At 71.2% G+C, this 13787-nt stretch carries 13 protein-coding genes; 5 read left to right on the top strand and 8 right to left on the bottom strand.

Annotation, left to right across the window (positions count from 1 at the left end; all coding sequences use genetic code 11):
- Window positions 1–15: 15 nt before the first annotated feature.
- Both ACIOGX_RS04130 and ACIOGX_RS04125 read right to left on the bottom strand, forming a co-directional pair.
- The gene (locus ACIOGX_RS04130; RefSeq protein WP_401910536.1) at window positions 16–882 is read right to left on the bottom strand and encodes an endonuclease/exonuclease/phosphatase family protein; all 867 of its coding nucleotides are present in this window, start codon (window positions 880–882) and stop codon (window positions 16–18) included.
- A 293-nt stretch (window positions 883–1175) separates the two neighbouring features.
- Window positions 1176–2198 (bottom strand): LLM class flavin-dependent oxidoreductase, encoded by a 1023-nt coding sequence (locus ACIOGX_RS04125; RefSeq protein WP_401910111.1) that lies wholly within the window; start codon window positions 2196–2198, stop codon window positions 1176–1178.
- 224 nt (window positions 2199–2422) lie between these two features.
- Here ACIOGX_RS04125 and ACIOGX_RS04120 point away from each other — a divergent pair, with 224 nt between their 5' ends.
- Window positions 2423–2590, top strand: coding sequence for a hypothetical protein (locus ACIOGX_RS04120; RefSeq protein ID WP_356510719.1), 168 nt, complete (start codon window positions 2423–2425; stop codon window positions 2588–2590).
- A 67-nt stretch (window positions 2591–2657) separates the two neighbouring features.
- Here ACIOGX_RS04120 and ACIOGX_RS04115 read toward each other — a convergent pair whose 3' ends face one another.
- Window positions 2658–3182 (bottom strand): TetR family transcriptional regulator, encoded by a 525-nt coding sequence (locus ACIOGX_RS04115; protein ID WP_356510717.1) that lies wholly within the window; start codon window positions 3180–3182, stop codon window positions 2658–2660.
- A gap of 199 nt (window positions 3183–3381) precedes the next feature.
- On the opposite strand from ACIOGX_RS04115, the gene ACIOGX_RS04110 reads away from it, so the two are divergent.
- On the top strand, window positions 3382–4959 hold the full coding sequence (locus ACIOGX_RS04110) for an FAD-binding protein (protein WP_401910107.1): 1578 nt from the start codon (window positions 3382–3384) through the stop codon (window positions 4957–4959).
- A gap of 149 nt (window positions 4960–5108) precedes the next feature.
- On the opposite strand, the gene ACIOGX_RS04105 is transcribed toward ACIOGX_RS04110, so the two are convergent.
- From ACIOGX_RS04105 to ACIOGX_RS04090, 4 genes are all read right to left on the bottom strand, one after another.
- Window positions 5109–5636, bottom strand: a complete 528-nt coding sequence (locus ACIOGX_RS04105; protein ID WP_356510713.1) for a DUF4142 domain-containing protein — start codon at window positions 5634–5636, stop codon at window positions 5109–5111.
- A gap of 172 nt (window positions 5637–5808) precedes the next feature.
- Window positions 5809–6561, bottom strand: a complete 753-nt coding sequence (locus ACIOGX_RS04100) for an SDR family oxidoreductase (protein ID WP_356510711.1) — start codon at window positions 6559–6561, stop codon at window positions 5809–5811.
- A 106-nt stretch (window positions 6562–6667) separates the two neighbouring features.
- Window positions 6668–7099 carry an Rrf2 family transcriptional regulator gene (locus tag ACIOGX_RS04095; RefSeq protein ID WP_383963519.1) on the bottom strand — a complete coding sequence of 144 codons (432 nt, stop codon included), beginning with the start codon at window positions 7097–7099 and terminating at the stop codon, window positions 6668–6670.
- A gap of 127 nt (window positions 7100–7226) precedes the next feature.
- Window positions 7227–9119, bottom strand: coding sequence for a helix-turn-helix domain-containing protein (locus ACIOGX_RS04090; RefSeq protein WP_401910102.1), 1893 nt, complete (start codon window positions 9117–9119; stop codon window positions 7227–7229).
- A 214-nt stretch (window positions 9120–9333) separates the two neighbouring features.
- Here ACIOGX_RS04090 and ACIOGX_RS04085 point away from each other — a divergent pair, with 214 nt between their 5' ends.
- A complete protein-coding gene (locus tag ACIOGX_RS04085; protein ID WP_356510705.1) occupies window positions 9334–10809 on the top strand; it encodes a TIGR00366 family protein in 1476 nt (491 codons plus the stop codon).
- A gap of 42 nt (window positions 10810–10851) precedes the next feature.
- On the opposite strand, the gene ACIOGX_RS04080 is transcribed toward ACIOGX_RS04085, so the two are convergent.
- On the bottom strand, window positions 10852–11808 hold the full coding sequence (locus ACIOGX_RS04080; RefSeq protein ID WP_401910100.1) for a hypothetical protein: 957 nt from the start codon (window positions 11806–11808) through the stop codon (window positions 10852–10854).
- A 137-nt stretch (window positions 11809–11945) separates the two neighbouring features.
- Here ACIOGX_RS04080 and ACIOGX_RS04075 point away from each other — a divergent pair, with 137 nt between their 5' ends.
- Entirely contained in the window at window positions 11946–12635 is a 690-nt protein-coding gene (locus tag ACIOGX_RS04075) for a transcriptional regulator (RefSeq protein ID WP_401910097.1), read from the top strand.
- Window positions 12632–13765: an aminotransferase class I/II-fold pyridoxal phosphate-dependent enzyme gene (locus ACIOGX_RS04070; RefSeq protein WP_401910094.1), complete on the top strand. Its 1134-nt coding sequence runs from the start codon at window positions 12632–12634 to the stop codon at window positions 13763–13765. The genes ACIOGX_RS04075 and ACIOGX_RS04070 overlap by 4 nt, the downstream gene beginning before the upstream one ends.
- Window positions 13766–13787 lie beyond the last annotated feature (22 nt).

The following is a 13787-nucleotide window of genomic DNA, read 5'->3' as shown; positions in this document are numbered from 1 at the left end:
CGACCGCGCCGTCCTTCAGTTCAGTGTGATCCGGGCGGCCACCGGCAGGTGGTCGCTACCGGTGGCGGGCAGGGTGCGGATGTGGCCGACGGTCCCCGAGCGGGCCATGACCTGGTCGATCCTGGCCAGCGGGAACGCGGCCGGGAAGCTGAAGGCGAAGCCCCGTTCCGCCACGTTCATCCGTGAGGTCAGCGGGGCCAGGCCACGGTCGTCGACGGTGCTGTTGAGGTCGCCCAGCAGGACCACGGTCCTCAGTTTCTCGGCGGCGACGGCCTCGCCCAGCAGACCGGCGCTCTCGTCGCGCCAGGAGGACGCGAGACCGCTCGCCCGGACGCGGACCGAAGGCAGGTGCGCGACATACGCCGCGATCTCGCCGTGCGGCGTGTGGACCACGGTCCGCAGCCCGCGACTCCAGTTCTCCGTGATTTCCCGGGGTTTGATGTCCACCGGCCTCGTGCCGGTCAGGGGATGCTTCGACCAGAGCCCGACGGTGCCCCGGACCGCGTGGTACGGGTAGTCCGGGGCGAGGGTCTTCTCGTAGACCGCCAGCGCGGGGGGCAACAGCTCCTCCAGCGCGACGAGATCGGGTTCGGCGTCGGCCAGGGTGCGTGCCGTGCCCGCGGGATCGGTGTTCTCGTCACTGACGTTGTGCTGCACCACGACCAGCTCGCGCGCGCCGGACGTCGCCCCGGGCAGGAGCAGTCCGCCGAAGAGGTACGTCCAGGCGGCCACCGGCAGCAGCAGGGCCACCAGCGCGAGGGCCGAACGGCGCAGCAGCGCCGGACCGAGCAGCACCACACCCACCAGGCCGAGCCACGGCAGGAACGATTCCAGCGAACTGCCCAGGCGGATGGGGGAGTTGGGCACGGCCCGGTGGAACATCAGCAGACCGGCCGTCAGCACCGCGAGCGCGGCGAGTACCCGCCCCCGCGTCCAGGCCGACCGTCCCCCGGCGTCTCCCCGCGCGTCCGCACCCGGAGCCCGCCGCCCCGCACGCCGGAGCGCCGCCCTCACCGTCGACGTCGCACCGCTGTCCGCCCGCGCCCGTACCACCATGGCCTCCCGTCCAGTCGCTGCCCTTGCCCCCCAGGACGAGTCACCGGGTGAATCGGTTTCCGCTCCTCGCCCGCACCGGCGTTTCCTCGCCCGCACCGGCGTCCCGGACGGCTTCCCGCTCACACGGCCGACGGCTCGCCGGTCAGCCCCAGCAGCCGGGCCAGCCGCGTGTACGAGTCGAGCAGCGCCTCACGGTCGTAGGTGCTGGTCGTGACCAGGAACTCGTCGGCCTCGCCGCGCGCCAGCAGGTTCTTGAGACCGGCCGCCACCTCGTCCGCCGTACCGTACAACTGACCCTGCCGCGCCTCCTCGAACAGTGCGCGTTCGCGCTCCGTCATGGTGGTCGCGAGAATCCTCTCGACCGGGGCCAGCGGCGGGAATTCCCCGTGGGTGCGGGAGTACGCCGTCGACCAGGCCTCCGGGAGCAGCAGTTCGTGAGCCTCCCGCGTGGTCTCCGCCACCGCGACCGTGCCGGACAGGACGACATACGGCCGCTCGCCCCAGGCGGAGGGGCGGAAGTCCCGGCGGTACTCCTCGATGGCCCGGAGCATCGCCTCCTCACCCCGTACGGCGGCGATGACCAGCGGCAGCCCCGCCCGCGCCGCGACCCGCGCGCCCTGCCCGGTGGCCAGGACGAAGACGGGGACCCGCAGCCCCTCGGCGGGGTGGGCATGGACCTGGGGGTGCGCGGTCTGGGTGCCGGTGAAGTATCCGAGGAGTTCGGCGAGCTGCCCCGGGAAGTCGGCCGCGTCCTGTTTGTCCCGGCCGAGTGCCTTGCGTATGCCGTCGGTGAACCCCACCGACCGCCCGAGCCCCATGTCGATACGGCCGGGGAAGAGGGATTCCAGTACTCCGAACTGCTCGGCGACGACAAGCGGTTGGTGGTTCGGCAGCATCACGCCGCCGGTCCCGACGCGGATCGTCGACGTGGCGGCGGCCACGGCTGCCGCGAGTACGGTCGGCGCCGAGCCGGCGACGCCCGGCACGCTGTGGTGCTCGGAGACCCAGAAGCGGTGATAGCCGAGGGCCTCGATCCGCCGGCCGAACGCCACGGTGTCGCGCAGCGCCCGCGGACCGTCGGACCCCTCACGGATACGGGAGCGGTCCAGCACGGAGAAGGGAACAGTCGCTGCGATACTCACACCTGGTGCAACAACCGTGCGGTACGAGGATTCCCAGGACCGGGACCGGGACCGGGGCCGGACGTCGCCGCTCCCCGGGCCGCAAGGGCTCGGGGCGGGGAATCCACCGGGCGCGTTCTTGACGTATTCACGGCGCCCCCGACGGCCGGGATCGTACGAACTCCCGCACGTGGTACGGGCCGACCGCTAATGTGGGCGACCATGTTCCACATTTGGGGGCCGCCGTGAGAGCGTTCTGGACCGTCCTGGCCATCCTCTTCGCAGCCCTCGCCGTCGGGTCCCTCGCCTCACTGAACGAGCGCGCCGGCACGTCGATCGGGATCGGCGACATCGCCATCGCCGCGCTGCTCGCCACGCTGGCCTGGGCCAGTTGGAAGAGCGCCCGGCGATGAACCGCCGTCCGGTGGCGGCGGCGGTGGCGGGACGGCGGGACCGACAGCGCCGGCCGTCACCGCCGGTTCAGCGCGGGGCGAGCGTGGCGAAGGCTTCGTCCAGGAGATCGACGAGGTCCAGGTGGCCGTCGGACGCGGTCCAGTGGTCGATGGCCACGTTCAGACAGTCCAGGGCGGCCGCTGCCTTCACCGACTGAGCCAGGGGTGAGGGCCCTGAAGGGCCGGAACGCTCGGCGAGCGCCCGAGCCAGGCCGGGCAGCCAGGAGTTCTGCTTCTCCCACTGCCGCGTGCACAGGGCAGGGGTTCCCACGACAAGCTGCGTCGTGGCGAGCGCCGTGACCGGATCCCGGTGCCAGGGCCCGACAAGGGCGTCCAGCGCGCGTCGCAGAGCCGTCCAGTCCTCCTCGTCCGCGGGGCGCGCCCGCAGCGCGGACGCCACTCGTTCGCCCTGGCCGTCGACGGCGCCGAGGACGGCGTCCTCTTTGCTGCCGAAGTAGCGCAGGAACGTACTGCGGGACACTCCGCAGGCCGCGGCCAGGTCGTTGATGGTGACGTTGTCGAATCCCTCACGGCGGAACAGGTCGAAGGCCACCTGGGACAACTCCTCCCTGATGGCAGACCGTGCGATGTCTCTCGTGCTCGTACGCGGCCCTCCGTCATTCACCCCGTGATCCTACCTCTCTCCTGAGTCCCGCTCACAGCTATGAGCTACAGTTTCCAGACTGACACTCGGTTCCACAATGTACTGGGTGATTCAAGTGTGACGCGTCAGCTCAATGAGGGAGAGAGTCATGAAGGGTCCGCAATGGGACGCTGAGGCCGATGTAGTGGTGATCGGATTTGGCGGCGCGGGTGCCTCCGCGGCGATCGAGGCCGCCGACCAGGGGGCGGATGTCCTCGTGCTCGACCGGTTCTCCGGCGGTGGCGCCACGCAGGAGAGCGGCGGGGTCGTCTACGCGGGAGGCGGCACACCGCAACAGCGGCAGGCCGGCATGGCCGACTCCCCTGAAGCGATGTTCGCCTATCTCCGGAAGGAGACCGCCGGGGTGGTCAGTGACGCGGTGCTGCGGCGCTTCTGCGACGAGAGTGCTGCCCATCTGGCCTGGCTGGAGTCGCTCGGCGTGTCATTCGACGGCTCGCTCAGCCCGTTCAAGACGTCCTACCCGACCAACGACTACTTCCTCTACTACTCGGGCAACGAGCAGTTCCCGCCGTACAGCGACGCGGCCGAGCCCGCGCCGCGCGGCCACAGAGCGGTCGCCGATGGTCTCGACTCGGGCAAGAAGCTGTTCGGGGCCCTGGCACGCGCGGCCCACGACCGGGGCATCCGGCTCCGTACGCAGGCGCGGGCCCAGCGGCTGATCATCGAGGAGGGCCGCGTGATCGGTGTCGAGTACGCGGCCCTTCCCCCGGGGCGTGCGGCCCGCGTCCACAAGGTGGCCTCGGCGCGGCTCGCCAAGCTCAACAACTACTTCCCGCCGGGCGCCGCCCCGCTCAACCGCCTTGTGGAGCGTCTTGAGGCGAGGCATGCGAAGACCTATCGCGTCAGGGCGCGCAAGGGCGTGATCGTCGCGGCGGGTGGTTTCGTCTACAACGGACAGATGCTCGCGGAGCACGCCCCGGCCTACCTCGAGGGGCAGCCGCTGGGAACGATCGGCGACGACGGCTCCGGTATCCGTCTGGGCGTCGAGGCGGGCGGCGCGACCGGCCACCTCGACCGGGTCTCGGTATGGCGCTTCTATACGCCGCCGGCCTCTCTGGCACGCGGCGTCCTGGTGAACCGCGAAGGCGAACGCATCTGCAACGAGCTTCTGTACGGCGCGACGATCGGCAGCGAGATCGTCACCTCCCACAACGGACACGCCTATCTCGTCATCGACAAGGCACTCGTCGACACGGCGTGGAAGGAGATGCGCTCCCAGACCGTCTTCTTCCAGCGGGCGCAGATGAGTTACCTGTTGACGATCGGCCACAAAAAGGCGCGCACGATCGAGGCGCTGGCCCGCAAGACAGGCATCGACCCGGCGGGTCTGCGGGCGACGGTCGAGACGTACAACTCCCTTGGCACAGACCCCCTGGGCAAGCCCGATGCCTACCTTCACCAGCTCGGCCAGGGCTCCTACTACGCCTTCGACGTCTCTCTGCGGAGTCCCCTCTTCTTTCCCAGCCCAATGATCACGTTGGGCGGCCTGACGGTGCACGACGACACCGGCAACGTCCTCACCGAGGGCGGAGCGGCCATCGAGGGCCTGTACGCGGCGGGACGCAGTGCTGTGGGCGTCGCTTCCCACTCGTACGTCAGCGGGCTGTCGATCGCGGACTGCATCTTCTCCGGCCGTCGCGCGGGGGCTGCGGCCGCTGCTGCTTGAGCCCTCCCGCCACCGGCCGGCCCGTGTACGAGCGGCGCATCGGAAGGGCCGCGGGGCTGTCGTCGACTGCCCCGCGGCCCTCGCCGCCTGTCGCGGCCGGCGGCCGGGTCCCCGAGGCCGCCACCAGTCTCCGTCGCTGTCCGCGGGGGTCACGACGGGGTGACGCGCGCCTCGCAGGCACGGATCAGTTTCAGGTGCCTGGCCACGACGGGGCGTGCCGCTTTGGCCGCCGCCTTGACCTCGGCGTTGCCTCCCTTGGAGACCTCACGGTCGATCAGGGCCAGCGTCTCCTCATGGCTCTTGGCCTCCGTCTTCAGCCAGGAGGTGTTGTAGGCGCTCGTGCCCACCTGGCCCTGCAAGGCCGTCATCGTCTTCTCCTGCGCGGCGGACGGCGAGGACGGCAGTGTGACGTCCAGTTTCTTCGCCAACGCCTTGACGCCGACGTCCAGCTTCCTGTGGTCGCGCACCAGGGTGGCGCCGACCGTCTTCACGCACGTGGCCGTCGCGTTCTTGCGGGCGCTCTGTCCGGCCGCGATCTCTGCCAGGTTGCCCTGGTGAATCGCCTTCAGGAACGGCGCGTCATCGGTGGCCGCGGAGGCGGCGTATGCGGAAGGCGCGGATATGCCGGCCAGCGCCGCCAGCACCGCGGCAGCGGCTATGCGTCGCACAGCGATCATCTGCGTGGCTCCCTTCGCCCGGTCCGGACCGCACACAGGTCGGCATCGGACCGGTCGCTGGACGGGCACGCGAGTCGGTGCCCGGAGCCCATGCATTCCCAGGAGGAACGGGCCGGTCACACCATCGCTTCGGGTTCACACGAATGGCCGTCGACTCACGGGTGCGGGACGGTCAGATCTGGGCGAGGCCGCCGTCGACGAAGAGTTCCGCGCCGGTGGTGAAGGAGCTCTGATCCGAGGCGAGGAAGACGGCCATCGCGGCGACCTCGTCCGGGCGGCCGATCCGGCCCAGCGGGATCTGGGCCGAGAAGCTGTCCTTGAGCTTCTGCCTGGCCTGCGTGTTGTCGCCGGCCAGGCCCTCGATGCCGGGGGTCTCGATCGGCCCCGGGGCGATGGCGTTGACCCGGATCCCGCGGCCGGCCAGCTCCGCGGCCCAGGAGCGGGCGAGGTTGCGGATGGCGGCCTTGGTGGCGCTGTAGACGCTCATCGCCTCGATGCCGAGCGAGGCGTTGGTGGAGGAGAGCACGATCACGGACGCGCCGTCGGGCAGCAGCGGCAGGGCCTTCTGCACGGTGAAGATCAGCCCCTTGACGTTGGTGTCGAAGGTGGAGGCGTAGTGCTCCTCGGTGATCTTCCCGAGCCGTGCGAGTCCGCCGCCACCCGCGTTGGCGACGACGATGTCCAGCCGTCCGCTGCGGGTCCCGATCGTCTCGAAGAGCGTGTCGAGATCCCGGAGGTTCGACACATCGTTCTGTACGCCGACGGCCCGCTCCCCGATGGCTTCCACCGCGGCGTCGAGTTCGGGCTTGCGCCGCCCGGTCAGATAGACGGTGGCGCCTTCCTCGGCGAACCGGCGTGCGGTGGCGAACCCGATGCCCGTCGAGCCGCCGGTCACGAGGGCCACCTTGTTTTCCAGCTGTCCCATGACATCCATCCTTGAGGTAATGAGTTTTGTTACATTAAAGAGTGCGAAAAACGACATGTGCGCGCACTCGCGGTTCGACGCGCCGACAGCGCCTGTAGTGCCTGTCCTAGCGGGCGGTCAGCACGTTCTGGAGGACATCGGCCAGCGTGGTGCGGGCCAGTTCATCGCGCAGGACGACATCGATCCCGTCGTACACGTCCTGCATCGTCGGCCGGATCCCGAAGCCCACCGGACAGTCCAGGTTGGGTTCGGCGCGGTGCATGGCGAAGAGGGGGCTGGGCTCCACGGCGTCGTAGACGTCCAGCAGGGTGATGGCTTCGAGGCCGCGCGTCAGATTCCAGCCCGCGCCCGCGCCACGCCGCGATGCGACGATCCCGGCCTCGCGCAACTCTCCGAGCAGGCGCCGGATGACCACGGGGTTGGTGTTCACGCTTCCCGCGATCTGTTCCGAGGTGGCGATCTCGTGCCCCTGGCGCCGGTGGAGCTCCATCCAGGTCAGCGCGTGGGCCGCGATCGTCAGCCTGCTGTTCGCGCTCACTCGTCCGTCACCTCCCGTGTCCTCCCCTGCCCTGCCTCCCGCGCTCTTCGTGCCCCCGATAGTCGCAACGGTAAGTGTTACGACGCGTGGGGTCAATGGCCGGTCCGGTCCGGGGGAGGGCCGTCCGTCAGTGGCTCAGAACGCTCCTCAGCCGCAGGGCCAGCTGCGTCTCCAGCGCGTGCTGCGGGGTGTTCCACTGCTCGCCGAGTATCTGTCCGACACGCTCCAGCCGCTGCGTGACGGTGTTGACGTGCACGTGCAGCGCCGCACTCGTACGGGCCAGGCTCTGTCCGTGCCGGAAGTACGACTCGACGGTGTCCAGCAGGCTCGTACCCCTGCGGTCGTCGTAGTCCGTCAGAGGGCCGAGGGTGCGCCGTACGAAGCCGTACGCGTCGGCGTGCCTGCCGAGGACCAGCCCGAGGAAGCCGAGATCGCCCATGGCGGCGGCGGAGCCGGCGCGGCCCAGGGCCTGGAGGGCGCCGAGGCACTGGACCGCCTCGGCGTGGGCGTCTCGTACGGCCGTCCCGGACAGCGGACCCGCCGCGCCCACGGTCACCGGTCGCGTGAGCGCGGTACGCAGCCCCGCCTCGACCGCGCGCGCGACGGCGGAGGGATCGTCGCCCGGTACGAGCAGCACCGTACGGCCCTCGTGGCGGCCGGCCAGGCCCCGGCGGGCGCTCGCGTAGGCACCGGCGGCGGCGGACATCCGCTGCGTGGGGATGTCGTCGCCGGCGACGACCGCGACGACGTGCGGCTTGTCGAGGTCGGTGCCGAGACGGCGGGCCCGCTCCCGTACCGCGAGGGAACCGCCGTGGCGCTCGGTCAGCAGATCGGTGAGCAGGTCTCCGCGTACCCGCTCCTCGGCCTGGGCCAGTGAGGAACGGAAGAGCAGCAGCAGCGCGGTCACCAGGGCGCCCCGCTCCAGGATCAGCCGGCCGGTCTCGTCGAGCTCCTTCACACCGGATATCACCAGCGCGCCCAGCGGTTCCTGGTCGGCCGCCACGGCGGCGACCGTACAACCGCCGCAGTCGACCGCGCGGCCCTGCGCCCGGGAGCGGGCCATGGCCTCGGCCACGCTCCCCTCGCCGGGGTATCCGTCGGCCGGGCGCGTCGCCCCGGCCCGGCTGAGCGGACGGGCGTCGGGCCCGACGACGACCACGGAGCCGTCCAGCGCCTCGCCGATCGCGTGCGCGATGTCCTCCACGCCTCCGCCGCGTACGACGAGACCGGTGAACCGTTCGTACGCCGCCGCGGCCCGCTCGACGGACGCGCTGCGGCGCTCCACGAGACGGTTGGCGGCGTTGAGCTCCGCCAGGGCCGTGTGCGTCTCCTGGAGCAGCCGTGCGTTGTCGAGGGCGACGGCGGCGTGCGCGGCCAGCGAGCCGAGCAGACTGACCTCGTCGCGGGCGAAGCCGCGTTCGCTGCGGTCCGCCGCATACAGCACACCGATGACGTTCCCGCCGAGCCGCAGCGGGACGCCGAGGATGGCCACGAGGCCCTCCTCCGTCACCGCCTCGTCGATGTCGTGGGTGTGCCGGAACCGCGCGTCGCCCAGATAGCTGCTGCTGAAGTACGGCGAAGCGGTCTGCACCACGAGCCCGCCGAGCCCGGCGCCCAGCGGCATCAGCAGCTGCTGGAACTTGGCCGAGACCGAGCCGTTGGTCTCGCGCATGTACGCGCAGCCGCGCTCCGCGTCGTACAGGGCGAGATACGCGGTGTCGGTGCCGAGCAGCGTGCGCGCCCGGCGCACGATCGCCTGGAGCACGGCGTCGACATCACGCAGCGCCACCAGATCGCCCACCGTCTCGTACAGGGCCGACAGTTCGGTCTCCCGGCGACGGCTCCTGTCCAGCGCCGCCCGCACCCGCAGGGCGAGCAGCTTCGACCGCTCCAGCTCGGCGAGGGCCGCGGGGCTCTCCCCGGCCGCCCGCGCGACGGTGACCGGCTCCTCGAATTCGGCCGCGGGTGCGTCCCGCGCCAGCAGTTCGAGGAACATCCGACCACTCTTCTCCAAGGTCACGGAGCAGACGGTACTGAGGCGCACGTCCCTTCGGAAGTCGATTCACCACATGATGTGCCCGCGCGCTATGTGGATCACCTCCATTGTCTTCAGGCCAGGAGCAGCCCAAGATCCTCGGCACCGCACACCTGGACGCGCGGACCCCTGAACCCCGGAGCCATGGCCCCGGGTTCCCGGACCGTCGCGGCCAGGACGCCCGACAGGAGGACATCCGATGACCACAGCGCCCCCGCGGGAGCCGGCCCCACCGACCGGCAGGGAGCCCTGGCCGGCGCGCATGGCGCTGCGCTTCACCGCGTTCTCCGAGAGATGGCTGCCCGACGCGCTGGGCTTCGTGCTGGTCGGCACGTTCGCGGTCTTCGCACTCGGCCTCGTGACGGGCGAGGACCTGTTCGGCGCCCCGTCGGATCCCACGGCGACGACCGGGTACGGACTGGTGGACGCGTGGGGCCAGGGCTTCTGGTCCCTGATCACCTTCACGCTCCAGATGGCGATGATCATTATCGCCGGGTACGCGGTCGCGGTCTCACCACCGGTCGGCCGGCTGATCGGCCGGCTCGCGCGGGTGCCCCGTACGCCCCGTGGAGCCATCGCGTACACCGCCGCCGTCGCGATGGTGACGTCCTATCTGAACTGGGCCTTCAGCCTGATCTTCACGGCGATCCTCGCCAAGGAGATCGCGCGCAGGGTCTCCGGCGTCGACTACCGGGCGCTGGGCGCGATGGCCTTCCTCGGGCTCGGCACCGTATGGGCCCAGGGCCTGTCCGGATCCGCGGCCCTCCAGGTGGCCAGCGAGGCGTCGAGTCCGCCCGCCGTGCAGAAGGTCATCGAGGAGGGGCGCGGCAGCGGTCTCATCCCCCTCACGGACACCATCTTCCTCTGGCAGGGCATGGTGGCCACGGCGATCGTGTTCGTCGTCGCCGTCGGCATGGCCTGGTTCCTGTCGCCGTCGCCGGAGCGTGCGAAGACCGCCGGACAGATGGGTGTCGAGCTGGGTCCCAGCGTGGCGGACGAGCGTACGGAGCTGCGCCGGGGCCGGCCGGGGGAGTGGATCGAGTACAGCCCCGTCTTCGCGATCCTGCTGTTCGCGCTCGGAGTGTGGTACCTGGCACGGCACTTCGCCCGCGCGGAGGGCAGCGCGCTCAACGCCCTGGACCTGAACACCGTCAACCTCATCCTCATCCTGCTGGCGCTCATCCTGCACTGGCGTCCGGTGCGGCTCGCGCAGGCGGTCAAGGAGGGGACCCCGGCGGCGTCGGGCGTACTGCTCCAATTCCCGCTGTACGGCGGGATCTTCGGGATGATCGCCTTCACCGGCCTGAGCAAGACCATCGCCGGCTGGCTCGTGTCGGTGTCGAACGAGTTCTTCTACCCGGCCTTCATCGCCATCTACAGCTGTGTGCTCGGCGTCTTCGTCCCCAGCGGTGGCAGCAAATGGGTCATCGAGGCCCCCTACGTCCTGGACGCGGCCAATCAACTCCATGTGAACCAGGGCTGGGTGGTCGTGGTGTACGACCTCGGCGAGGCGAGTGCCAACCTGCTCCAGCCGTTCTGGATGCTGCCCACGCTGACGATCCTCGGGCTCAAGGCACGCGACATCATGGGCTACACCTTCGCCATGTTCCTGGTGTGCTTCCCGGTCGTGCTGATCCTCGTCACCCTGTTCGCCCGCACGCTGCCCTTCCCCTGAGCGGCGCCGCCCCGGGCGGACTCTCGCGGACGCGCGGCGGCGTCAGGCCGTGAACCCCACGTGCACGTGGTCGTGATGGGTGTTGTCGGTGAAGAACTGGCCCGGCTCTCCTCCGGAGAGCCGGACCGGTCCGCCGACGTTGTACGAGCCGGCCGCCGCCGCGTCCCGCATGAACGACTCGACCAGGCGGCGCGAGGTGGCCGGATCGACGACCTTGTGCCCGTCGATCTGCCAGACGTCGAACGCCCGGCCGCGCGGATGGTCACTGGGCCGGCTGGTGCCGAACACGTCCAGCGGATGGCCGGAGCGCACCACACTGACGTACATCCGGTACGTACCGGCCAGCCCCGACAGGGCGCGCAGCACGCTGGGACGGACCTTCCCGCTGCGGATGTCCGCCTCAGCCGCGGGAGGCAGCCGGATCCGTGACTCGGCCAGTACCCGCCGCGCGGCGTCCGGCAGCGAGGCGGCGGCGGCGCCGGGCCGCGCCGGGTGGAGCGCGGTCACGTCCCAGCGTGGCCGCGCCCGGCTCAGCCGTACGTCGACGGTCGTGCCGCCCGCGTGCCCCGGCGTCCACTGGCGGCACACCACCAGCACGCTGGCCGAGTCCGCCAGGATCCCGCCGTACTGCGCGTCGATCACCTGGAGGGCGGCCTGGGGCGCGTCCGGCAGCAGCGCGCCCGCCTGGTCCACCAGTGACGGCGCCGCTCCGAGCGCGGCCACCCGCTTCTTCGCCGCCGCCGCACCGCCCCGGCCGGGGGCCCAGGCGCCGATCGCCTCCACGACCTGTACGGCACGCAGTTTCACGGCCGGGTCCACATCGTTCCGGTCGGGCCGCCACGGTGTGGTCGCGGGCAACGAGGAGGACGGCGAGGGCGGCACGGACCCCGAGCCGGACGCGGAGACGGGTGCGGACGGGGGCGCCGAGCACCCCGCCGCTCCCAGCAGCAGCCCGCCCGTTCCCGCCAGCAGCGTTCGCCGGCCGAGTGGTTGTCCCATGGGGTACCTCGCTCGTCTTCCCGGCTCTCCGTCTGCCCCCAGCCTGCGGCGGCGGGCGCCACCGCGCACGTGGGCCGAGGCGAACGCGGCAGCGGCGCGGCTGGACGTTCTGTCCGATCTGGAATTACAGTCCAGGCATGGAGAGCCGGACAAGGACGAGCGACGAGGCCGACCCACGGGTGCGCGTGTGGTCGCCCGTGTGCGAGGCGGTGGCCCTGCTGCTGGGCCCGTACGCCGAGGTGGTCCTGCACGACGTGCCGGAGGACCGGGTGCTGGCCATCTGGAACCCGATGACACGCCGGGGCCCCGGCGATCCCTCGCTGCTCGGGGAGCTCGACCGGCTGGGCCCCGTCCCGCCGGGATCCGGCGGGCAGGGCCCGGATCCGTCCGCCGCCGATGTGTACGGGCCGTACGAGAAGCTGCTCGCCGACGGGCGGCGGCTGTCCTCGGTCAGCGCCGTCCTGCGCGACGCGGACGGCGAGCCGTCGGCCGTGCTGTGCGTGAACCTCGACCGCACACCGCTGGAGCAGGCGGCGGCCGTGCTGGCCGGGTTCGCCGCGCCGACGGCGCCCCGGCCCGAGCCGCTGTTCGAGCAGGACTGGACCGAGCGGGTGCACGGGACCGTCGGGGCGTTCGTCCGCGCCCGGGGCCGCCCCGTGAACCGCCTCGGGCGGCCGGACCGCCTCGCCCTCGTGGGCGAACTCGACCGGGCGGGGCTGTTCGAGATCCGCCGCGCCGTCCCGGTCGTCGCCGACGCCCTCAAGGCGTCCCGTTCCACCGTCTACGCCCTGCTCGCCGAGCACAGAGCCCAAGAGGTACGTACATGACCAGGCTGCCCGACTTCCGGCTGGAAACATACTTCTCCCGCTGGGAGTTCACCGCCCGCCACCATCTGACCGCCTCCGACGCGCAGACGATGAACATCGGCGAACTGCTCGCGCTCGCCGACGACCAGGATCGGCACGCCTGGGAGACGCTGTCCTTCGGCTACACCGAGACCTTCGGTGATCCGGCCCTGCGCCAGGCGATCGCGGACACCTACACCCACGCCGAAGCCGATGACGTGATCTGCTTCGCCGGCGCGGAAGAGGGCCTCTACCTGGCCATGCACGCCCTGCTGGGGCCCGAGGACCACGCGCTGGTCATCACCCCGAACTACCAGGCCGCCGAAACCGTCCCGCTGTCGCTGTGCCAGGTCAGCGGCGTGGCCCTGGACGCGGAGCGGGACTGGGCCCTGGACCTGGACCGGGTGGCCGCGGAGATCCGGCCCCATACGCGGGTGATCTCCGTCAACTTCCCGAACAATCCGACCGGGAAGGTCATCGACGCCGCCGACTTCTCCCGGCTGGCCCGGCTGTGCGACGAACGGGAGATCCATCTCTTCAGCGACGAGGTCTACCGCGGTCTGGAGCGCGACACCTCCCGCACCCTGCCGCAGGCCGCGGACCTCTCGGAGCGCGCCCTCTCCCTGAACGTCACCTCGAAATCCCTCGGGCTGCCCGGACTGCGGATCGGCTGGATCACCTGCCGCGACCGGAGGCTGCGCTCCCGCCTCGAACGGGCCAAGCACTACACCACCATCTGCAACTCGGCTCCCAGCGAGGTCCTCGCACGGATCGCCCTCAAGGCGCGCGAGCGGATCCTGGCCCGCAACCGGGCCGTCATCGATGCCAATCTTCCGGTCTTCGAGAGCTTCTTCGCGGAGTTCGAGGAGCTTTTCTCCTGGCGGGCACCGGACGGCGGCTGCGTGGCCTACCCCCGCTACCGGGGTGCCGACGGAGTCGAGGAGTTCTGCGCGAGGCTCGTCGAGGAAGCCGGCGTCCTGCTGCTGCCCGCGAGCATCTACCGCTCCGAGCTCACCGCCACGCCCGCCGACCGCTTCCGGATCGGCATCGGGCGCACCGATCCGGCACCGGCCCTGGACGCCTTCGCCGCGTGGCTGCGCGACCGCCGCTGACCGTCACCCGTACCGCCGGTCC

Origin of the sequence: Streptomyces sp. NPDC088147 (assembly GCF_044741565.1) — a bacterium.
Classification (GTDB): Bacteria; Actinomycetota; Actinomycetes; order Streptomycetales; family Streptomycetaceae; genus Streptomyces.
The sequence above is the reverse complement of the archived record's forward strand: the minus strand, read 5'-3'. Positions and strand labels throughout refer to the sequence as shown.